We start from the raw sequence: 20,497 nt of genomic DNA, 5'->3' as shown, positions 1-20,497 counted from the left end.
CACACCGGCACAGCCTAGCCGCCGCGCCGCCGTCCGGTGGCAGGCCGTCGATGTCCTTCGGGGCCGTACCGATGGTCAGATGGTGAATCCGCCGTCGACGTTCACCGTCGCGCCGGTGACGTAACGCCCGTCCGGGCCGGCCAGGAACGCCACGGCGGCGGCCACGTCGACCGGCTGCGCGAAGTGGCCGAGGGCGGTGAACCCGTTGATCGTGTCCGCGTTCGGGCCGTCGGCCGGGTTCAGCTCGGTGTCCGTGGCGCCGGGGTTCACCAGGTTCACCGTGATCGCTCGACCGCCGAGTTCGCGCCCGAGCGCCTTGGTCAGGCCGATCAGGGCGGTCTTGCTCATCGCGTAGAGCGAGAAGCCCGGGAAGACCGCCCGCTCGGCCGTGTTGCTGCCGATGTTGACGATCCGTCCGCCCGCCGGCATGTGGCGTACCGCGGCCTGCGAGGCGACGAACGGCGCCCGGACGTTCACCGCGACTGTCTGCTCGAACTCGTCGAGACTCAACTGCTCCAGCGGCCCCAGCAGGAACGCGCCCGCGTTGTTGACCAGGATGTCCAACCGGCCCAGCTCACCGGCGGCCCGGTCCACCGCCGCGATCACCGCAGCCGGATCGGCGCTGTCGGCCCGCACGGCGATCGCGCGCCGTCCCACAGCCTTGATCTGCTCCACCACGTCGTCGGCGCGACGCTGATTCTGCTGGAACGTCAGCGCCACATCGGCGCCGTCCTCGGCCAGGCGCAGGGCCACCGCCGCGCCGATGCCACGGCCACCACCGGTGACGAGAGCTACCTTGCCGTCAAGTGCGTTGTTCATGGTGGAGAGCCTGGTCGACAATGGGTCGCATGTCCGGCGGGGATCGGACGCCGCGTTCGTGACACCGCGCCGGCGTTCCGAATGGTCCGGTGGCGGGCACCATCTCGGCTGCAAGGTGGGGTGACGTGGGTACCGACATCGCCGGTGGGGTGGAGCTCCGGCCGCACGGTCCGGGTTCGCCCTGGAGGCTGGCCCACGTCGGCCTGGATGCGCTACCTCGCCATTACGACGCCTTCGGGCTGCTGTTCGGTGTGCGCAACTATGCCGGGTTCGAGCCGGTCGCGCCCGGCCGTGGCGTGCCGGACGACGCCGGCGCCGACCTGCGCGCTCTCCTCGCGGACGGCGAACACGACCACACCTGGGCGACGTGGGCGCAGTTGGCATCCGTCGACTGGAGCGCGCAGGCGCCCCGTGTGGACGACCGTATCCATGAGTACGAGCTGACGAGGCAGGGGCCACGCTTCGTGGGCAAGGCCGGACACCACGGACGAGCCTGGCACGAGGTGGCCGGCGAGCACGCGGACCACCGGGGCAGCAGCTACCCGGAGGGAACCGAATGGCGGGCGGGCGACCGGATGTGGCGGGTGGAGCGCCTGACCCACGGTGATGTGCTGCGCGCCGACCCGCAGCTACGCGCGCTGCTCGACCGCATGCGCGAGCTTGCCGAGCGGTACGGCGACGACAACGTACGGCTCGTCGTCTGGTTCGACAGCTAGCGGCGCCCCGCGCGGCGATCCGGGTAGCCGGTCCACGACGACCGACGCCCGGTAGTGCCCGAGCCACAGTCCGACCTCGCGGGCCAGCTCGACGCCTCCGGCGCGTACCCCTTCCCGGTGTTCGTAGCCGGCCTCCTGGTCGGCGAGCACGTCGTGGACGACCAGCTCGGCGTCCGGAAGCGGCCGGGGCGGCGGCATCGCCCGGACGAGGCCGCGGCGGGCGTTCGCCGCCGGCGAACCGCGGGCGGCGGCGGTCCACCGGACGCGGACCCGCTGAATGAGGATCACCGCCCAGGTGTACCCGGGGCGCGCGGCCCAGGCCTCGGTTGTCGAACCTCAGCCCGGGCCGCCTCGCCGGGGCTCAGTTCACCGCTGTGTAGAGCCGTTGCCCGCCGGGCCGGTAGCCGACGCGCTCGTAGACCCGCCACGAATCCTCGCCACCGGCCTCCAGCCAGGCGACCTCCGCACCGGCGTTGAACAGCCGCCGGGTGACGTCGGCGGTGATGGCGGACGCCAGTCCCCGACGGCGGTAGGACGCGCGGACGGCGATGCCGGCCACCTCGCTGACCGCGCCGACGGGCGCCGCCGCACCGCCGCCGCCCGCGCAGTCACCGTCCTCGGTGACGGCCGTGACGACCACGCCACCGGTGTCCTGCTGGCGCCGGAGGCGAGCCACGTCGGCCTCGGAGGCGACCGGATCGTCGCCGAACGCCTCGTTCTGCACGCTGATCAGCGCGGCGCGCTGGGAGTCGGTACCCGGTTCGCACAGCCTCAGGTGGTCCGGCACGGGTGGGGACGCCAGCGTGTCCGGCGCGCAGACCAGGTAGGTGTGCCGGGCTTCCACGGTGAAGCCGGCGGCGGTCAGCAGCGCCTCCAGATCGGGGGCGCAACTGGTGACGTACTCCAGGCGGGGTTTGCGGTCGGCGGCGTGGAACGCCGCGACCAGGGCGGTGACGTCGGCCGCGGTGACGGCGGCGCCGGGACGCGGCGTCGCGTAGTTGACGTACGGGCTGGCCGTTGTCGGGTCCAGCCCGATCACGAACGGCCCCACCTCGACCGGCGCGGGCCGGCGGGACAGGTTGACGACGACTGATTGTTGGATGCGGGCATCCATGCTCAACGGGGGACCTCGATGCATGAGAGAAGCTGCGACGGGCGGAAGAAGCGTCGGGCCGCCCCGCCGTGTCGCAGGCACGCGACGGTCATCCGTCGCGTGGCCGACACTCAGGCGGCCGCTCGGCCTACCCGGATCACAGGCGTCATTCCCTCATGCGGAGTGCCCACGCGGTGCGCGTGGCCAATCGCAACCTTGCCCCTCCCGACCCGGACGTGTCAATCGCGTACGGCCGGACGTCGAGAAGCATCTCGCTTGTGGATCAAGATCGGGGCGGGGGTACTCGTCGGGTGCAATGGACGGACGACCTGACGGTGCGCCTCACTCGGGGAACATCGGTACGCGCCTTGTCCGCCATCTGCAAGAGGCCGCGAAACTGTCGGTGCCGGCCGCTAGCCTGCCGGCGTGACAAAGGTCGATATGGAGAAGGCCGCGCTGTGTGAGTTCCTCGAGTATCAGCGTGCCAGTGTCCGAGCCATCCTGGCCGATCTGGACCTGGCCTCGCTGCGCAAGCCGGTCCTGCCCTCCGGATGGTCGCCGCTCGGGCTGGTGGAGCATCTCGGGCATGCGGAACGCCACTGGTTCCAGGAGGTCTTTCGTGGTTCGGTGGAGCCGCTGCCCTGGCCGGACGAGAACACACCACTTCGCACGACTCGATCGCCGTCCCAGGTCTTCGGCTTCTACCGCGACCAGTGCGACGTCTCCGACGCGATCATCGCCGCGGCACCGTTGACGGCGGCACCCGCCGGCCGGCATCCGGACGAGACGCTGGCGTCGCAGACCACCGACCTGCGACGGATCGTTCTGCACGTCATCGAGGAGACCGCCCGGCACGCCGGCCACCTGGACGTCGTCCGCGAGCTGATCGACGGTCGCACCGGGCTCGGGCCGCGGTGAGACGAGCGGGGCGGAGTCGCACGACTCTGATGTCGACGGCCCTCGGCTCAGGTCGATTCCGACGGCCGCGGTAAGGGCACGGGCGAGTGGACGCGGGTCCGCGCACGCACCCTGACGGGCGCATGCAGCGGTTCTATGCTGCTGCGATGCAACCCCGCTTGGTCAACGAGGTGCGGCTGCCCGGCATTCGGCACGTCACGCAGGCAACGGGCCCTGGCTGGGTGGTCACTGAGCGAGACAGTGTCACGGTAAACCTGTTCGACCAGGAACTGCGTCGCGTGGCGCGGCTTGCGGTGCCGCTCGACGGCCCGCAGATGAAGGTCAGTGCCACCCGCCGGCTCGTGGCGGCAGGCGACGAGCAACAGATCGTCGTGCTCGACCGCGACGGCGCGATTCGCTGGCGCAGCACCTGGCAGCGACTCGGCGACAGCGCCGGCGCCGACTTCCACCTCGACGGCGACGACACCCTCTGGATCCGTTTGGCCGGCACCGGGGAACTCGTCGCCCTCCACGGCGCGAGAGGCACGGAGATCCATCGCATCCCGCTGCCCGGGCCCGAGGCCGCCTGGTTCGTGCACTCGCCCCGCAATGCCTGGACCGGCTTGACGCTGCTCGACCCCGACCGGTCAGACGCCATGCTCATCAGGCTCGACGCCGAGCACATCGTGTCGCGGCCACTGGCCGGTGGAGATCTCGCCGGTTTCAGCCCGGCAGGCGGCCGCTGTCTGACCCTGACCACCGACGGCTTCCTGTCCGTCCGCGACGTCGCGTCCGACGCAGCGATCGCAGAACGACACCTGGAAGATCTGCGGGGCGCGCCACACTGGCTCGCGGGCAACAGATACGTGGACCACGCGTTGTTCCTCACCGAGGACCTGATCCTCGTCGCCGTGAACACCGCAGACCTGCCGAACGACGCCGGGTGCCATCTCCTGCTGTCGGCGCTCGGCCTCGGGTGCCGCTCCGAGGTGCGTTACCCGCGCCACCACGGGTCCGGCTCCGTCCACCCCGCTCACCAGCCGGGCCGATGGCTCACCCGCCAGCACGAGGACGATCAGCTCCGGCTGTGGCAGCTCGACGCTCGCCTCGACGACGAGCCGCTGCCGGGCCAACTCGCGCTGCTCTGACCGCGTCGGTCACGGCGCCGCCGCACGCTCACAGCGCGCACAGATCAGCGATCAGTGCTCGATAGGTGTCGGCGTCCGGAGGCTGGGGTACGGCGCCGGCCCAGCGTTCCCACCGGCCGCCGGGTCCAAGGTAGCGGTCGGCGTGGCTCGTGCCGAGTCGCGAATCGACGTAACGCAGGGCACCCAGCGCCCAGTGCTGGTCGTAGCGGAGGTCGAGTGCGGGCAGGTAGCGGTCGAGGTATGCGGTCAGGATCTCCGCGTCCGGGTGGTCACCGAAGGCCGCGAGGGCGAAGCAGTAGCCCTGGCCGCTGAAGCAGACCTCGCTGCCCAGGAGCAGCTCGCCGACGGTCTGCCGGAACCGGGTACGCCGGTCGAGCCCGATGAGGTAGCCGGCGACCAACCGTGAGCGCCAGTTCGGCAGGCCGCCGGGTTGGAGCAGGAAGACGAGTTCCTCGTCGCTGACGCGTCGAGCATCCTGGCGCAGGGCGTACACCACTGGAGCGTTCTCGTGCGCGTCCGGACGGACGATGCCACCGTGCAGGAGGTCCAGATAGCGAGCGCTTCCCCGGTCCGACGGGGCGATGACATAGCGGCGGATGGTGCCGTCAGCTGGATCCGGTATCGGCGGCGGGAAGTCCACGGCGACATCATCCCGGATCGGTCAGCGGCGCACCCGGTAGCGCAGGTGCAGCACCCGATCGCCCTGGAGCACCACGTCCGGATCCTCCAGGAGGTGCTGCGCGTCCACTGACCCGAAGTAGCGCTTGCCGGAGCCGAACACCACTGGTACGACGTCCATGCGTACCTCGTCGACCAGGCCCGCGGCGAGCGCCTGGCCTCCGACGTCACCGGCGGCGACCTCGACGATGCGGTCCCCCGCGAGTTCCTGCGCCCTTGCCACGGCTGCCTCGACGCCGTCGACGAAGTGGAACGGCGCCGCAGGGTCCCAGCCGTCGGGCGCGGGCCGGTGGGTCACGACGACCACGTGGTCGATCCCGCTCGGCGGCGTCCCGTCCCAGCCGTCGGTCAGGTCGAAGACGTGCCGGCCGACGACAGTCACCCCGATCCGGTCCCAGTAGGGCCCGACGTAGTCGTGGGACGTCTGCGACACCTTCAGCGCGCCGCTGTCGTCCAGTGGGACGTCACCGCTTGTCAACCAGTCGAACAGCGGTCCGGGCTGGTCGTTGTCGTCCGCGACGAAGCCGTCCACCGACACCGAGCTGTACAGGACCACAGTGCCCACGCCGGTTCCCCTCTGCCTTGGATTTCCTCACGCTAGCGGGCCGTGAGCCGCGGTTCTTGTACGAAATCAATCGACCGGCAGCGGCCAGCCGTCCATCGCGTGGCCGGGGTGTTCGCGCAGGAACCGCCGCCGGACCTCGACGTACCGGGTCGGTGTGAGCCCGGTGAACGCCCGGAACTCGTGGCCGAAGTGGGCCTGGTCGAAGTAGCCCGCGCCACTGGCGAGCTCGCCCCAGTCGACGGGCCGGGCGGGGTCGATCGCGAACACGGCGGCGGCGAAGCGGTAGGTGCGGGCCAGCCGCTTCGGCGTGACGCCGACGAGTTCCTTGAACCGCTGCGTCAGATGGGTGCTGCTGACACCGGCCGCTGTCCTCAGGTCGCCGATCGGCACCGCGCCGCTCGTCGCCGCGATGACGCCGCTCGCATGCCGGACCAGCCCAAGTCCGGTGGTCTCGGACAGCCGTCCTATCAGCTCCTGTTCGAGCAGCGCCAGCATCTCGTGCGGCCCGTCCGCCGTGGCCAGCCGGTCGCGCAGCTCAGCGACGGCGGGCCGGCCCCAGACCTGCTCCAGCGTCACCGGCCGGTCGCGCAGCTCGGCCGCGGGCATCGGCAGGAACGGCGCCAGACCCCACGGCTTGACGTGTACGCCGACGGACCGGGTCGGGCACGGATAGCCGAACTCGAACGCCCGGGTGGGTGTGGTGATCACGCAGCCGTCGGCGTACTCCGTGCTCTCGATGTCGGTGCCGGCGCGGACACGGAACGGCGCCCCGAGGTTGACGATGAGCAGCGCCGCGGGCATCGGCGGCAGCGTCAGCCGGGGGTACGGGGGCGTACCCGCCAGGTAGTAGAGGTCGTCGATCAGCCCGTCCAGCGGCGGTCGCGGCACTCTGGACACGTACTCCACGCCCCACAGCATCGCGGACGCCGCGCCGTCACGGCCGACGCCCCGCCGGGCCCGGTCATCGTCCGCGACGGGCTGGGGACCGCCGTCCGGGTGCCCTACCGTGCGGTCAGGACGGCGCTACGATCCGGCGATGGCCGATGCGGGCGGTGGAGGGCAGCGACGTGAGGGCCCGGTGTCCGACTGGACGCGGATCGCCGTCAGCTACTGCCAGTACGACGTGTCGACAGTGCCGGGGGAAACCGGCATGCCGATCTACACGGGCGCGCTCAGACGATCCGGCTCCCTGACGCCCGCCCCCGGCGAGGATCGCGCGTTCTGCTGAGCGCAAAGAGGACTGCGTCCGGTCGTGCCCACGGGCCATGCTGACTCGATGGATTCGCCGAGACGCCTCACTGCCCAGGCCCTGCTCACGAACCTCTACGCGGCCTTCAACAGGCGTGACATCCCCACGCTGCTGGCCGCCATGACGCCGGACGTCTCGTGGCCCAACGGCTGGGAGGGAGGCGTCATTCACGGCCGGGACCAGGTGAGTGCCTACTGGCGCCGGCAGTGGGAGCAGCTCGATCCGACAGTAACGCCGACGGCGTTCCGCACGGAAGCCGACGGCCGCATCGCCGTCACCGTTCATCAAGTGGTCCACGACCAAGCGGGAGCGACGCTCGCCGATCACACCGTCACGCACGTATACCGCCTCGGCGACGGCCTGGTGACGGAGATGGAGATCCGGGAGTGACAGGTGCCGACGGGTGTCGGTCGGGGCGGTAGCACGGGCCGTCGGACATGGCAGAACTGTATGGCCGGGCTACCCGAGGAGCGCCGCCGCTGCGGCCAGGGTGGCCAGCGACAGCGTCGTGGTCACCACCACCGCCCGGTTGGCCACCGCCTCGCCGACGCCGTACTCCTGCGCGAAGATGAACGTGTTCTGCGCCGTCGGCAGGCCCGCGCACACCACCACGGCGAGCAACTGCGGCGCGGACAGATTCAGGGCCAGTCCGGCCGCGTACGCGATGACCGGCTGTGCGACAAGCTTCAGCGCGGTGATCACGGCCAGTTCGGCGGGCTCGGCCCGCTCTGCCCGCGACGGCGCCGTGGGGTGCAGCGACGCGCCGAGCGCGACCAGGGCGGCGGGCGCCGCGGCGCCCGCAAGCAGCGTCAGCGACGCGGCGGCCGCCGACGGCAGACGCAGGCCGGCCGCGGAGCACGCGACACCGAGCAGCGACGCCAGGATCACCGGATTGCGTACGGGCAGTGAGGCGATCCGGCGGATCCGCACCCGCCCGGCCGGGTCGCTGCGCCGGTCCAGGGCGACCACGATCACGGGCGCCACCACCAGCACCTGCAGCAGCACCACCACTGCCAGGAACGACACGTCGCCGAGAACCTGCGTCGCGATCGGGATGCCGAGGTTCGCCGAGTTCACGTACCCGGCGGCCATGCCCCAGACCGGCCGTTCGCCGGGCTCGCGACCGAACAGCCGGCTCGCGCCGCCCCAGCCGAACCCGACGACCGCGACGGTGCTCACCCCGAAGGCGAGCAGCGAGCGGCCCGCGAACCCGGACAGCGGCATCCGGGCCAGGGCCAGGAACAGGGCGGCCGGCATCGCGAGCTGGAACACGAACCGGCCGAGCACCGACGCCGCCGCCTCGCCCAGCAGTCCCCAGCGACAGGCCGCGTAACCCACAGCGGTGAGGATCCAGATCGGTACGAACGCCGACACCAGGCTCATGCGTCGCGCCACGTCAGGGGCCGGCGGGCGTCCGGAGCGTACGAGCCGAGGAGCCGGGCGACGATCTCCACCTGGGCGAGGCTGTCATGGGCCTGCCGCAGGGTGAGCACGGTTCCGTGACACTCCACCGCACTCTCGCCGGTCGTCAGACACACCGACGCGCCCACGGTGCCTACCGGGTGGCCGACGGGCAGCCGAGGGCCGTCCACGCGTACATCGATCGGGAAGCCACGCGTCCAGCCTCGCATCCCGTCCGGACCTCGACCGGCACGGCCTGGTCCTGCGGCGGCTGTCGTGCGGTCAACCGGCGTAGCGGGGCTCGCTGATCCGGCGGCGGAACTCCGCGTGGGCGGTCTGGAAGACGTCGTTGAGCCGTTCGAGTTCGGACTCGGTGGGTTCTCGCCGCAGTGCCACGTCGATTTTGAAGTCGCCGTCGACGATCGCCACGTCGAGGCGGTCGAGCAGGTCCGCAGGGAGCCTGGTGATGACGAACCCACGGAACGCGTCGGCGATCGTGCCCGCCATGTCGCCGCATCCGCAGGTGCGGCCATCCAGAACCGCACCGAGGTGGCTGCGGCCGATGATCGCGTCCGGGTGTACGGGATCCATGACGGTCAGGCCCTCCTCCAGGACCGTGCGGGCCTCCGACAGCCGTGCCTCATGCTGAAGGAACAGTCCGAGGGCGATGCAGGCCCGCCCGACCATCTCATGGTCGGCGCCGCGGCGCGCCTGGTTCACTGCCTCGGTCAGCCGTTGCTCCGCCAGGTCCACCTGGCCGGCCTCCTTCAGCGCCAGACCCCAGTTGCGCAGCACCTGACTCCGCAGCTCCGGACGACCAATGCGCTCCGCCCTCGCGTACGACGACGCGTACGTGCCCAGCGCCGCCTGGGCGTCGCCGACTTCGCCCTGCGCCACAGCCAAGCCGAGCGCCGCCATCAGCGCCTCCTCCTGCCGGCCCTGCCGGTCGTACGAAGCGAGCACGCGCTCGATCGCGTCGACCCGCCCCACCTGGTCACCGAGATCACGGCCGAGGTTCGCCAGTGCGGACAAAGCATTGAGCGTCGCCTGGTGGTCGATGCCGAGCCGCTCCTCCAACGCGGCGACCAGGGAGGTGAGCAGGGGCCTGGTTGCCGGGTCGTCGTGGTCCAGCATCTGAATGACGACTCGTCCGATCTCCTCGACGACCTGGTCCGGCAGCTGGTCCAGGCCCACGAAGAGCGGCTCGCCGGTGCCACCGGCGTGCACGATCGCTGCTCGCAGCGCCAACGCGGAGGCCACCCGATCGTGCCCGTTGCGCCACAGGTTGGCCACCGCCTCCTCGACGACCTGCCGGGCACCTGCGACGTCGCCACGCTGCCGCAGCAGGTCTGCCAGTGGCTCGAGACCGAACGCGTACCCGGCGTGCTCGCGGCCGTAGAAGGCGAGCCGCTCCTGCACCCCCAGGCGCAACTCCGTCTCGGCCTCGTCGAACCGTCCGGCCATGCGCAGCGCCAAGCCCAGATTGAGTCGGCAGGTCAACTGCTCCTTGCGGGACTCGTGATCCCGCGGCGTCGCGGAGACGGCACGCCGGTAGCACTCGATCGCGCGGTCGAGCTGATCGGCGTTGAGCAGCACATTGCCGAGGTCGCACTGGGCCGAGGCCCATTCCGGGCCGCCGTGACCGTGTTTGTCAGTAACGGCCTGCAACTCGCGCGTCATGAGGTTCTCGGCATCACCCATCCGGCCCTCCCGCAACAGCGCGAAGGCCACCTCGACCGCAGTGGGGGGTGTCGTCACGAGCCGCAGTCTAGGTCCACCTACTGATGTTCCGCGTACCCCGAAGACCTCGAGCGAGGCAGGAACGGCGCCACCAACCTCCGCATCTAGCCGATAAGCGGATGATGTCCCGGTCAGGTGCTCGAAGGAATGCCTAGCCCGCCGGGGCGTCGGCCCGTTGAACGTCGCCGAGCAGCAGGCGGGCACCTTGGCGGACAACGTTCCAGTCGGTCTTCGGGGAGCGATCGAGGTTCTTGGCAAACCAGTGCCGCCGGTCTTCGTGTTCCCGCCGCAGATGGACGACGTCAAGGTCCACGCAGGTAGCCCGCCACGGCGTTCCAGCTCCTCGACCCGCTGCCCCATGGCGTCCATCAACTCTCGGTTGAGGATGTGCACGGCCTCAAGGTAAGCGGTGGTCGGGACGCTGCGTCGGACTGCGGGGTCGGCGGTGAAACCGATCTCGCCGTCGTCCTCGTGCCGCCAATCCATGGTGATCTCGTCGCGATCGCCACGGATGGCACGCCAGAATCGGAGCTTGGGAGGATTACGCAGGTAACCGAAATCCAGGTGATGCTCGCCGTGCCAGATCGCGGCCGTGACGACTGGATGGTCGGGCACGTCCGCGTTCCCGTCGTCGGTCTGTCCCTCATCCGGTTCGGCCACGAACTCGAGAGGGTCACACGTCCACTGCTCGGGGTGGGAGGCGATGAACGACTGCAGATCGTCGGGCACCGGCTCCATCACCTCGGGTGTAAGGGCAATGACGTCCTCCCAGAGCCGGGCCAGGTAGTACTCGACGTAGGGATGCGGATGAACCTCCCGGGGCGCCGCGCAGCAGCTCCTGCCCGCCTGCTTCGAGCCAGTACCAGCCCTCGGTGAGCCCGAACCAGTGGAGCCTCGGCTGGCCCCTGCCCCACGGCGACACCTCGTCGAGTGGGTACAGCTCGAACCGGAACCTGATCATCGAAGCAGTACCCAGTAACGTCACTGCGCGTATTCGGCATGAAGTTCGGCGTACGGCCGGCGTCGGTCGGGGTGGCGGCGGGTTCTGCCCATGCCGATCTCGGCGCAACAGTGCGTGCCTGGCATGCGAGCGCGATGGGCGGGGCACTCCTCGGCCAGGGCACGGACCTGGTCGGCTTCCAACTCGAACGCTTCGCGGCTGCCGGTGAGCACCAACGTGTCGGCGGCGATGTCCCACCGCCGATGATCGCGGAACTCTTGGTACCGGACTCGCCGGTGATCATCGGTCGACCGCGCCGGCCACGCCTCGCCAGGTAGGACGACGGTGTGTGGCCGACCGGTCCCCAACCGGGAACGGACCTGCTTCCACCGCGACGGCGGGAACGCGAGGCGGTGATGCAGCAACACCAGGTCGAGCGGGCGCCCCCGACCATGATGGTCAGGAACTGTCGCGCGACGTAGGGGAAGATAGACGATCGTGTGCGGCGACCGGGCAGCCAGCCCCCACGCCAGAGCGAGCAGCATCGCTGTTTCCTTGTCGAGGCAGAACTGGGCTCCAAGACGGCCCTCGTACAGACCGGCGAACCCCGGCGGCTTTGCCGGCCGCATGACCCGGTACCGATGGCGCCCGAGGTGAACGGTACTGACCATCACCGGCCATTCGTGTCCGCCCAACCGTCGACCCACTACAGCAACGCCCTTCGACCCTCGTCGTATCACCGTCCGGCAAGCATTGTCACCGGGCCCGGCACGACACGGCGACAGAGTTATCTGCGTGGCGCACCAACTGCGCCCCACTTTCGGCAGCTCACACCGGTCGAAGTACCACGCCGCCTGCCGCTTACCCGCCAGGAACTCCCCCTCGGCCCCGTCCGGAGCTTCGCGCGTACGCGAAGCGGGTCGCCCTCGGCCACGCCGCCTGCTCCACGTCCTCGTCCGCCGTCACCGCCACCCGCGCCCGCGCCCAACGCCAGGCGGCGGTACCCGACGTGTCGCAGGCAGGCCGCGCCACCTGGGCGAGCGCAGGCCACCGACTGCCGCTGCCTCCAGCAGCAGGCCGGGCAGCATCTGGGCCATGGCCGGGAAGTTGGAGCGATGGCGGAGTGGCTCACAGCTCTCGTATTGACGTCGAGGCGGCTCCTACCTGCCCGATGGTTTGGCTGAACCCACTGCGTCTGTAATGCAGAGGTCGATGTCAACGCCGGCTGAACTTTGACCCCTCTGTTCCGGCCGAATTTTGACCCCCTCGTTGGTTGTTGATGTTCAGTCGTTGGTCTTGGTGGCTGCGGGGACGCGGCCGAGGTCGCGGTCTTTGAGTCGGTAGCTGTCGCCCTTCATCGAGATCACCTCGGCGTGGTGAACGAGGCGGTCGATCATGGCTGCGGCGACGACATCGTCGCCGAACACTTCGCCCCAGCGGCCGAAGGGCTTGTTGCTGGTGACGATCAGGGTGGCTCGTTCGTAGCGGTTGGAGACGAGCTGGAAGAACAGGTTCGCGGCTTCGGCTTCGAAGGGGATGTAGCCGACCTCGTCGACGATCAGCAGCGGGATCCGGCCGAGTTTGACCAGTTCGTCTTGCAGGCGGCCGGCGTGGTGGGCATCAGCCAGGCGGGACACCCACTGGGCGGCGGTGGCGAACGCGACCCGGTGTCCTGCCTGGCAGGCCCGGATCCCGAGGCCGATGGACAGGTGGGTTTTGCCGGTGCCGGGCGGGCCCAGGAAGACGACGTTCTCTCGGCCGGTGATGAAGTCGAGGGTTCCCAGATGGGCGATGGTCTCCCGCTTCAACGACCGTTGGTGGTCGAAGTCGAACTCCTCCAGGCTCTTGCGGGCCGGAAACCTGGCTGCCCGGATGCGTCCTTCTCCGCCGTGGGCTTCGCGGGCGGCGACCTCGCGTTGCAGGCAGGCGGCGAGGAACTCCTCATGCGTCCACGACTCTGCCCGGGCCCGCTCCGCCAGGCGCTCCACCGACGCGGCCAGGGACGGCGCCTTCAGGGCACGGGTGAGGAACGCGATCTCGGATGCGACGTTGCGGCTGGTCTTGGCGGCCATCACGCAGCCACCTCGTCCAGGCCGAACATCCGGTCGTAGTCGCTCAACGGCCGGCGTTCGACTTAGGCGTCGACGGCGGCCGTCGGGGTGCGTTGGGCGGCGATGCGCAGATCGGCGGCGGCTTGGCGGTGGGCGGGGTCGGTGATGCTCTGATGCTTGGCCCAGCAACGGTCGTGCCGGGCCACCGGTCGGCCGTCGCAGAGCACCGTCACGTGGTCGCAGTCGGCGGTGACCTCGACCCGCCGGCCGACCACTGACGGGTGCACCGAGTAGTCGTTGCCGTCCAAGCGGACGTAGTGATCGCGGGGCAGCCGGGTGGCCTGCCGCCACCCGACCACCGGCGCGACCGGCGGCAGCGGCAGCATCACCTGCCGGTCGGCGTCCCACCGCTCCGCCGGGCGGCAGCCCAGCATCCGGTGCTGGCGGTTGTTCGCCCGCACCAACCACTCGGACAGCTGAGCGTTGAAGTCGCCGGGTGAACCGAACCGGCGTCCGGGCAGGAACGAGGTCTCCAGATAGCCGTTGGCCCGTTCGACCAGGCCCTTCGATTCCGGGTCCGCCGGCCGGCACTGGATCACCTTGATGCCGAGGGTGCCGCGGAAGGCGTTCATCGCCTCGGTCAGCTGCGGCCTGCCGGCCCGCCACTGCCCGACGGCGGACTCGTTGTCCCACACCAACGCCTTGGGCACCCGCCCCCAGCCGGAGATCAGCGTCCAGTGTCCGACCAGCAGGTCCGGCGACTGCCGCGACGGGATCATCACCGCAGACAGCCACCGCGAATACCCCGACACCATCACCAGCACCGGCGGCCGACCGACCTGCCCGAAGCCCAACGGCACGTCCGCCGGCGGGAACCACAGATCACACTGCGCCAGCTCACCCGGCAGATACTCCGTCCGCTGAGCCGGATCCGGCCGGCGGAACAACGGCCGCAGCTGCTGCACCCGATCAGAGAACACCGTCTTGCCGCGAGTCCACCCGACCCGCTCCATGATCACCGTCGTCGGCATGTCCGGGAACTCCGCCAACAACGCCCTGATCTGCGGCTCCACCGCGTCCACGATCGAACCCTTCGCCGCCCGCTGATAGCGAGGCGGCTCATGACTGGCCAAAGCCTTACGCACCGTGTTCCGCGAGACCCCCAGCCGACGGCAGATGGCCTTGATCGCCATCCGCTCCGCCCGGTACAACCGACGGATCTCCGCCCAGTCCTCCACGCTCAGCACCTCCCGATGCTTCCGGAAGGGGTCAAAATTCAGCCGGAACCACGGGGTCAGTTTTCAGGCGGAGCCGACAGTCGAACGGCAGCCGGTCGCATCCAGCTTTCCGAACCGCCTGTCTCGCCCATCCGGGTCTGTCGATGAGCGGATGGGAACCACGGTGGGCGGCAACAGGCTGACCTCGCCGGGATGACGGCGTCATTTCCAGGTGATCGTGGCCCGTGCCCGCCAGAGGTCCAGGACGGCCGCGTCCCCGCGTAGTTCGAGGCGTTCAGTCCCGTTCCGGTTCCACAGCAGGAGGTAGAGCTCGGATGCGGGTCCCACGATGGTCAGCTGGGCCGGCATCTCAGCGGCGACCAGGCGGCGCCCGGCCGGCTCGATGTGGAAGGTCCATCCGGCGTCGACGTCAGTGGGCGCCAGGGCCATGCTGCGGGGTGGATCGGCCACCAGACGCCCACCGGGCCGGCCGAAGAAGCCGCTGAGCAGTTCGTCGATGCCGTCAGCGGCGAAGGAGGGATCCCAGGAGGGAACCGTGGAGACAGCCGACTCGGCATCGGCGCGGTGTACTGCGGTCTCGTGAGCCTGGCGACGTGCCCAGAACGCCAGCGGCGAGGGCGCGGGCAGAAACGTCCAGCATTCAACGCTCTCGTCGGCCGCCGTCAGCGTGTCCACGAGTGCGCGGTGGCCCTCCCGAAACCAGTCCAGCAGCTCGTCGTCCTCGACTGCGGCGAAGAACTCCGCCTCCTCGCGAGTGGAGTAAGGCTGACGGCGTCCCGTGATCACGTGGCCCGTGGCCCAGCGATGGACACCGCTGACATGGCGCAGCAGATCACGGACCTGCCAGCCGGGGCAGGTGGGCACGGGTGCGTCCAGGCCCGCCCGGTCCGCCGCCTCTGCCAGTCGGACGCCTTCCTCATCCAGCGCGGCAATGTGCTCGGCGATGCGCATGACCGGAGCGTCCCACGCGCCACCAACCGTCCGCCAGGCGGAAAGGGGCCGGAGCACCCTGGTACTCCCCAGGCAACTCCCGCCGCCGCGTCGCGCACTGCCAGGGCGCGATCGGCATGGCGTCGCAGAACAGTTGGTGGACGGCTGTCGCGCATCAGTCGACGGAGGACAAGCCGTCGGCGTATTGCATTGCCGAATTCCGCTCTATCCGAATCGGCATTTGGTAGGTGGCCCGGGTTCACCTCGTCCGATCACGCGGCGACGCCTTCTTCCCGGGGGCGGGGACAGTGACTCGCCGGAGCAGGACGTGGCAGATCGGGTACAGCAGGGCGCCGTCGAGGTAGTGGCAGAACATCGCGCCGAGGTACGACGGGCCGCCCCAGGCGTTGCGGGTGAAGTTCGGGTCCAGCCCGGCGAAGACCTGCAGTCCGATGCGCCAGGCCATGTACACCTCCAGCAGTACGAGGAAGGCGACGGCCAGGCAGCGCAGCAAAGCCCGAACGCCGGCCCCGGACCGGAATGTGGCTCCGATCCGTGCTGCCATCGGACGTCCGAGCGGCACGAAGACCACTTTCCAGCCGAGCTGGCTGCGGCGGGATGCCACCGCGAACCAGACGGTCACGACCACGAGGACGCCGAGATGCGGCAGCCACGCCTCAGTGCCCGCGATCTGTGGTTCGAGCGTGTCGGATCGGTGGAGGTACCTCGCGACTCCGCTGGCCAGTCCGGCTATCACGGAAACGGTCGCGGTGACGACGGCGGGACGGGACAGCTGCAGCCGGTGGTTTGTCATGACTGGAACATTGCGCCACACCGACCGGCCCGGGCGTCGCTCTCCGGCATGATCCGGGGCCTCCCTCGGAGGCGGCACGGTCATTCTCGCGCATGACGCCTTCGTCGATACGTCTCGCTAGCGTGATCCACATGCGACTGTGCCGGACCGATCTGCCATCGCCCGATCTGCTCGACATCGCTCTGGCCGTCGGGTCGTTCGGACTGTTCACTCTCCCGGTCCTGCTCCGCGGTTCCGGACATGGGCCGACGGCGGCGATCCTGTTCCTCGGCACCGCCGCGGCCGTGCCGCTGGCGGCGCGCCGGGCGGTCCCGATACCGGTGCTCGTGACGGTGTCGCTGGTCCTCGCCGTGGCGGCGCTGGCCGATGTCGGCTTCACGGTGTTCCACAGCAACGCGGGCCCGGCGTTGGGGATCGCGGTGCTGACCGTGGCCGATCGGCTTCCGCGCGAGGTGTCGCTGCGTGCCAGCGTGGCCGCGGTCGGGCTGGTCACCACGGCGGAACTGATCGCGATGCAGTTGCATCCGGCCACCGGGAAGAACGCGATCCAACTGGTTCTCGCCATTCCAGCCTGGTTGGTGGGGTACGCGTTCGGTACCCGTCGACAGGCGGAGCGTCGGCTGCGCGCGGAGACGGCGGAGCGGGCCCGGGAGGCGGAGCGCCGGGTCCGCGCCGAGGAACGGGTCCGGGTGTCGGCGGACGTCCACGACATCGTGTCGCACACGCTGAGCATGATCGCGGTCCGATCGGGCGTGGCACGGGTGGTGCTCGAACAGCGGCCGGAGGAGGCGCGGGCCGCGCTGTCGGCGATCGAGACGGCCAGCCGCAGCGCTTTGGACGAGTTACGAGCGGTGTTGCACTCGTTGCGGGACGCTTCGGGGAATCCGTTGGGCACGGCGGGTGCGCTGACGGCGGGTGCGCTGACGGCCGGCCCGGCCGTCGAACGACCGACACTCGCACACATCCGGTCGCTCGTCGACAATCTCCGCGATGACGGCTACCCGATCACGCTCACACTGTCCGAGACGGCCGGCGCACCACCACCGGTCGAGGAGTCGGCCTACCGGGTCGTGCAGGAGGCGCTGACGAATGTGGTCCGCCACGCCGGCCGGGTGACAACATCCGTCGAGGTCACCAGCGGCCCGGACGGACTCAGCATCTCGGTGCTCAACGCCGCCCCCGTCGCCGGTCCGTCCGGGGCCGGGCCGGGCAGCGGACACGGCCTGGCCGGGATGCGGGACCGTGTCGCGTTGTACGAGGGCACCGTCACGGCCGACCCATGTCCGGACGGTGGTTACGCAGTGCGCGTTCAGTTCCCACTACGATCGACGAGCCGGACGGCACACGCTGACCGCAGCGAGGGGAAGCGCCGTGGCTGAACCGGCGGTCGGCGCCGACGGCACCACCGAGCCGATCCGTGTCCTGGTCGTGGACGACGAGGCGCTGGTACGAGCCGGATTCCGGGTGCTCCTGGAAACCTCACCAGGGCTCACGGTGGCCGGCGAGGCATCCGACGGTGCCGCGGCGGTCCGGCAGAGCCGTGCACTTCGGCCGGACGTCCTGCTCATGGACATCCGCATGCCGGTCATGGACGGCCTCGAAGCCACCCGGCACATCGCCGACGACGACAGCATCGACGCCCGTGTGCTGATCGTCACGACCTTCGGTGAGGACGAGCACGTCTTCGCCGCGCTGCGTGCCGGAGCAAGCGGTTTCGTACTCAAGGACACCCCTCCGGAAGACCTGCTCAGCGCCATCCGCACCATCGCCGGTGGTGAGGCCCTGCTGACCCCACGGGTGACCACCCGACTGGTCGCGGAGTTCGTGCGAAGCACGTCCGGCCGCGCCTTGGCAACCGCGCCGGGAGCGCTCGACGAACTGACCGAGCGCGAACGGGAAGTGCTGGTTCAGGTTGCGGCAGGCCGGTCGAACGCGGAGATCGCCGAACACTTCACCGTCAGCCTCAACACGGTGAAGACCCACGTGAGCCGACTGCTGCTCAAATTGTCGGCCCGTGATCGAGCCCAGCTCGTCGTGTGCGCCTACGAGGTCGGTCTAGTGGTGCCGGGAGGTGAGAGGATGCCGTCGTGATGTGGCAGACCGACACCGTCACTTGAACGGAATCAGTTCCCGGGTGATCCGCAACGACGTGTGGCCAACACACGGAGGATTCACCGTGCAGTACACCGCCCGCCCCCGGGAAGTGGATCCAGTGGGAAGCAATTCGGCGCCGACCGATCGACTACTCGCCGCGCTGATGACTTCGCAGGCTGTATCGGGGCGCGCGCACGTATCTGGGGGAACCATTGCCGCTCGCATTTGAGCCGCGCGGTCCGCAGACGACCGAATTGGCCGAGCTGATCGTGTCGTGTCCGTGGCTACTCAACGTCCTGACGACCGTGCGGGAAGCTGGTCTACCGGACGCGTGGGTAGGGGCGGGTGTCCTGCGGGATCTCGTCTGGGACCAACGGTATGGAGCCGGCTTCAACCCCCGGGACGTTCGGGACGTCGACGTTGCATTCTTCGACGCCAGCGACCTCACCCCGGGCAGCGACGTCGCGGCAACCGAGCTTCTACGACGCCATGATCCGGCGGTCCCGTGGGAGGCGACCAACCAAGCCGCGGTGCACATCTGGTACGAGAGCGTGTTCGGTACGGGTCCAGTCGATGCACTCGGATCCGGGGCCGATGCCGTAGCCACCTGGCCCGAAACCGCTACCTGTGTCGCCGTGCGTCTCGACTCTGCCGAGACACTGCACGTCTGTGCCCCGCGTGGGCTGGAAGACCTGCTCGATGGGGTGTGGCGGCGCAATCCACGAAGGATCACGGTCGAGCTTTCACGAGCGCGTCTCTCGCGCCATGACCCCGGCAGACGCTGGCCGCAAGTCACTGTCGTTCCGCCGTAGCCGTACAGCCATCCGTACAGCCAAGTCGACCCACCAACTCCGATCTTCCTCTAGCCCCAAGCCCGCAGGTTCGAAATCCTGCCGGGTGCACCTCCGCCACCGCAGTTCAGCGGCTTATCAGCTCTGAGGCAAGACGATCACCGCAGCCCTCGTGAGGCCAGGTCAGCCGAAGACGAAACGTCCGGTAATGCCGAAGATCGAATACGGGATGCCTGCCGCCGCCGGTCAAATCAGACCTGTCAGCATGATGTCCGTGGATCACTACGGGCTTTTGCGGCGAGCCGCGACCGACGCGGGCTTCACCGAGACGGAGACGGCGACGTTCGCCGAACTGCTGCGCTTCGCCATCTGGACAAGTCAGCGGTACAACGGCGAGCTCGCGGCGCATTCTCGGGATCTGCCGCCCCAGCGGCCCGCCGACCTGCTCGTCGGCCGGGCCGGCGGCCTGCCGCAGCTCCCGGTCGGCATGCCGTGGCCCACCGACCCGGAGGGCTACCCGCTGCCGTTCATCGCGTCTTTCGACTGTGCCGCGCTGCCGCGGGTCGAGCGCCTGCCGCTACCGTCGGACGGCTCCCTGCTGGTGTTCCTGCATCACGAAGAGGACTACGACGTGTGTGAGCGCAGCGACGAGCAGCAGTACGGGAGGCTGCTGTATGTGCGGGCCGGCACGGAGACCACAGCGCAGCTGCCGGCTGACTACGCTGCCCATCCCTACTACGCGGACCGTGACTTCATCGCTCCCGAGCAGGACCTTTTCGCTGTCGTCCAGGCCGTCCTGCCCTCGTGGTTGACCGCGGAGGATGCGGACCTGTCCGTCTTTCAACAGCAGCTGGCGCGCGACATGCCGCATCGTCGGGAATTGTGTGCCCTGGTCGACCGGCTCTGGCCGGCCGCCGACTTCGCCGCCTTCCAGTTCGGCGGCTACTCGTGGCACACCGGTGGCGTGTCCTACGGCAAACTGTACGACGATCCCGAGCTGGAGATGGCGGAGACGAAGCTTCGAGGCCGCCTGACCGGCATCGACCGCGCCCAGGAAGCCTTCCTCGTGGAACAGGAGTTGCAGCGGGTCCGCCGGGAGTGGCTCCCGTTGGTGCAGTTCGAGACCCGTGACTACGTCTACTTCGGCCGCTTCATGATCCGTGTCGACGACCTCGCCGCCCAGCGGTTCGACCGCGCTGTCTCCTGGACCGAGTTCACCGAGTGAGCGAGCACAGGTGTTGCTCTCCCGGCGGGCGGAGCTCAGGTCCAGTCGTCGGGTGCGTGAGCGCACGTGTCGACGGCGTATGTATCGGCTCGATCCCCGTGCACGCAC

Annotated in this window: 22 protein-coding genes and 1 pseudogene; 9 read left to right on the top strand and 14 right to left on the bottom strand. The window is 69.7% G+C overall.

Annotated elements, in window-relative coordinates; genetic code table 11:
- Positions 1-75: 75 nt before the first annotated feature.
- A complete protein-coding gene (locus O7546_RS12060) occupies positions 76-819 on the bottom strand; it encodes a 3-oxoacyl-ACP reductase family protein (RefSeq protein ID WP_194801773.1) in 744 nt (247 codons plus the stop codon).
- A 125-nt stretch (positions 820-944) separates the two neighbouring features.
- Here O7546_RS12060 and O7546_RS12055 point away from each other — a divergent pair, with 125 nt between their 5' ends.
- Positions 945-1,535: a hypothetical protein gene (locus O7546_RS12055; RefSeq protein ID WP_269696808.1), complete on the top strand. Its 591-nt coding sequence runs from the start codon at positions 945-947 to the stop codon at positions 1,533-1,535.
- Here the strand turns inward: O7546_RS12055 and O7546_RS12050 are convergent.
- On the bottom strand, positions 1,449-1,823 hold the full coding sequence (locus O7546_RS12050) for a hypothetical protein (protein WP_194801775.1): 375 nt from the start codon (positions 1,821-1,823) through the stop codon (positions 1,449-1,451). The two genes, O7546_RS12055 and O7546_RS12050, sit on opposite strands and share 87 nt — an antisense overlap.
- 73 nt (positions 1,824-1,896) lie before the next feature.
- The gene (locus O7546_RS12045) at positions 1,897-2,649 is read right to left on the bottom strand and encodes a GNAT family N-acetyltransferase (RefSeq protein WP_194801776.1); all 753 of its coding nucleotides are present in this window, start codon (positions 2,647-2,649) and stop codon (positions 1,897-1,899) included.
- Between the two features lie 405 nt (positions 2,650-3,054).
- Between O7546_RS12045 and O7546_RS12040 the strand changes: the two genes are divergently transcribed.
- Entirely contained in the window at positions 3,055-3,546 is a 492-nt protein-coding gene (locus O7546_RS12040) for a DinB family protein (protein ID WP_269696806.1), read from the top strand.
- Positions 3,547-3,668: 122 nt separating this feature from the next.
- Positions 3,669-4,673, top strand: a complete 1,005-nt coding sequence (locus O7546_RS12035) for a hypothetical protein (RefSeq protein WP_228532402.1) — start codon at positions 3,669-3,671, stop codon at positions 4,671-4,673.
- Between the two features lie 28 nt (positions 4,674-4,701).
- On the opposite strand, the gene O7546_RS12030 is transcribed toward O7546_RS12035, so the two are convergent.
- The 3 genes from O7546_RS12030 to O7546_RS12020 form a co-directional block, all read right to left on the bottom strand.
- The gene (locus O7546_RS12030; protein WP_194801777.1) at positions 4,702-5,313 is read right to left on the bottom strand and encodes a DUF6000 family protein; all 612 of its coding nucleotides are present in this window, start codon (positions 5,311-5,313) and stop codon (positions 4,702-4,704) included.
- A gap of 21 nt (positions 5,314-5,334) precedes the next feature.
- A complete protein-coding gene (locus O7546_RS12025; protein WP_194801778.1) occupies positions 5,335-5,916 on the bottom strand; it encodes a dihydrofolate reductase family protein in 582 nt (193 codons plus the stop codon).
- A gap of 66 nt (positions 5,917-5,982) precedes the next feature.
- Entirely contained in the window at positions 5,983-6,822 is an 840-nt protein-coding gene (locus tag O7546_RS12020) for a helix-turn-helix domain-containing protein (RefSeq protein ID WP_269696804.1), read from the bottom strand.
- A 130-nt stretch (positions 6,823-6,952) separates the two neighbouring features.
- Here O7546_RS12020 and O7546_RS12015 point away from each other — a divergent pair, with 130 nt between their 5' ends.
- Complete coding sequence (locus O7546_RS12015) at positions 6,953-7,144, top strand: hypothetical protein (protein WP_194801780.1); 192 nt, start codon at positions 6,953-6,955, stop codon at positions 7,142-7,144.
- A 48-nt stretch (positions 7,145-7,192) separates the two neighbouring features.
- Entirely contained in the window at positions 7,193-7,555 is a 363-nt protein-coding gene (locus tag O7546_RS12010; RefSeq protein ID WP_194801781.1) for a nuclear transport factor 2 family protein, read from the top strand.
- 69 nt (positions 7,556-7,624) lie between these two features.
- Here O7546_RS12010 and O7546_RS12005 read toward each other — a convergent pair whose 3' ends face one another.
- From O7546_RS12005 to O7546_RS11970, 8 genes and pseudogenes are all read right to left on the bottom strand, one after another.
- A complete protein-coding gene (locus O7546_RS12005) occupies positions 7,625-8,548 on the bottom strand; it encodes an AEC family transporter (protein WP_194801782.1) in 924 nt (307 codons plus the stop codon).
- Positions 8,545-8,676: a hypothetical protein gene (locus O7546_RS12000; protein WP_269696801.1), complete on the bottom strand. Its 132-nt coding sequence runs from the start codon at positions 8,674-8,676 to the stop codon at positions 8,545-8,547. The genes O7546_RS12005 and O7546_RS12000 overlap by 4 nt, the downstream gene beginning before the upstream one ends.
- 172 nt (positions 8,677-8,848) lie before the next feature.
- A complete protein-coding gene (locus O7546_RS11995) occupies positions 8,849-11,035 on the bottom strand; it encodes a DUF5984 family protein (protein ID WP_281600923.1) in 2,187 nt (728 codons plus the stop codon).
- 252 nt (positions 11,036-11,287) lie between these two features.
- Entirely contained in the window at positions 11,288-11,791 is a 504-nt protein-coding gene (locus O7546_RS11990) for a hypothetical protein (protein WP_228532403.1), read from the bottom strand.
- A 738-nt stretch (positions 11,792-12,529) separates the two neighbouring features.
- Positions 12,530-13,318 carry an IS21-like element helper ATPase IstB gene (gene istB / locus O7546_RS11985; RefSeq protein WP_281600163.1) on the bottom strand — a complete coding sequence of 263 codons (789 nt, stop codon included), beginning with the start codon at positions 13,316-13,318 and terminating at the stop codon, positions 12,530-12,532.
- 65 nt (positions 13,319-13,383) lie between these two features.
- Positions 13,384-14,544, bottom strand: a pseudogene (gene istA, locus O7546_RS11980) (IS21 family transposase); the annotation flags it as partial.
- A 192-nt stretch (positions 14,545-14,736) separates the two neighbouring features.
- The gene (locus O7546_RS11975) at positions 14,737-15,486 is read right to left on the bottom strand and encodes a maleylpyruvate isomerase family mycothiol-dependent enzyme (protein ID WP_194800117.1); all 750 of its coding nucleotides are present in this window, start codon (positions 15,484-15,486) and stop codon (positions 14,737-14,739) included.
- A 238-nt stretch (positions 15,487-15,724) separates the two neighbouring features.
- Positions 15,725-16,108, bottom strand: coding sequence for a hypothetical protein (locus tag O7546_RS11970; RefSeq protein ID WP_194800116.1), 384 nt, complete (start codon positions 16,106-16,108; stop codon positions 15,725-15,727).
- A 302-nt stretch (positions 16,109-16,410) separates the two neighbouring features.
- Between O7546_RS11970 and O7546_RS11965 the strand changes: the two genes are divergently transcribed.
- From O7546_RS11965 to O7546_RS11950, 4 genes are all read left to right on the top strand, one after another.
- Entirely contained in the window at positions 16,411-17,658 is a 1,248-nt protein-coding gene (locus O7546_RS11965; protein ID WP_194800115.1) for a histidine kinase, read from the top strand.
- Positions 17,659-17,707: 49 nt separating this feature from the next.
- On the top strand, positions 17,708-18,370 hold the full coding sequence (locus tag O7546_RS11960) for a response regulator transcription factor (RefSeq protein ID WP_281600922.1): 663 nt from the start codon (positions 17,708-17,710) through the stop codon (positions 18,368-18,370).
- Between the two features lie 272 nt (positions 18,371-18,642).
- The gene (locus O7546_RS11955; RefSeq protein WP_348651254.1) at positions 18,643-19,185 is read left to right on the top strand and encodes a nucleotidyltransferase family protein; all 543 of its coding nucleotides are present in this window, start codon (positions 18,643-18,645) and stop codon (positions 19,183-19,185) included.
- A gap of 187 nt (positions 19,186-19,372) precedes the next feature.
- The gene (locus tag O7546_RS11950; protein ID WP_281600921.1) at positions 19,373-20,389 is read left to right on the top strand and encodes a DUF1963 domain-containing protein; all 1,017 of its coding nucleotides are present in this window, start codon (positions 19,373-19,375) and stop codon (positions 20,387-20,389) included.
- Positions 20,390-20,497 lie beyond the last annotated feature (108 nt).

It is taken from the genome of Micromonospora sp. WMMA1976 (assembly GCF_027497335.1).
Lineage (GTDB): Bacteria > Actinomycetota > Actinomycetes > Mycobacteriales > Micromonosporaceae > Micromonospora > Micromonospora aurantiaca.
The sequence above is the reverse complement of the archived record's forward strand: the minus strand, read 5'-3'. Positions and strand labels throughout refer to the sequence as shown.

Coding starts and splice junctions, on each gene's coding strand:
- O7546_RS12060 (WP_194801773.1), bottom strand. CDS start 819: ATGAACAACGCACTTGACGGCAAGGTAGCTCTCGTCACCGGTGGTGGC.
- O7546_RS12045 (WP_194801776.1), bottom strand. CDS start 2,649: ATGGATGCCCGCATCCAACAATCAGTCGTCGTCAACCTGTCCCGCCGG.
- O7546_RS12035 (WP_228532402.1), top strand. CDS start 3,669: ATGCAGCGGTTCTATGCTGCTGCGATGCAACCCCGCTTGGTCAACGAG.
- O7546_RS12015 (WP_194801780.1), top strand. CDS start 6,953: ATGGCCGATGCGGGCGGTGGAGGGCAGCGACGTGAGGGCCCGGTGTCC.
- O7546_RS12010 (WP_194801781.1), top strand. CDS start 7,193: ATGGATTCGCCGAGACGCCTCACTGCCCAGGCCCTGCTCACGAACCTC.
- O7546_RS12005 (WP_194801782.1), bottom strand. CDS start 8,548: ATGAGCCTGGTGTCGGCGTTCGTACCGATCTGGATCCTCACCGCTGTG.
- O7546_RS11990 (WP_228532403.1), bottom strand. CDS start 11,791: ATGCTGCTCGCTCTGGCGTGGGGGCTGGCTGCCCGGTCGCCGCACACG.
- istB (WP_281600163.1), bottom strand. CDS start 13,318: ATGGCCGCCAAGACCAGCCGCAACGTCGCATCCGAGATCGCGTTCCTC.
- O7546_RS11975 (WP_194800117.1), bottom strand. CDS start 15,486: ATGCGCATCGCCGAGCACATTGCCGCGCTGGATGAGGAAGGCGTCCGA.
- O7546_RS11965 (WP_194800115.1), top strand. CDS start 16,411: ATGCGACTGTGCCGGACCGATCTGCCATCGCCCGATCTGCTCGACATC.
- O7546_RS11950 (WP_281600921.1), top strand. CDS start 19,373: ATGCCGAAGATCGAATACGGGATGCCTGCCGCCGCCGGTCAAATCAGA.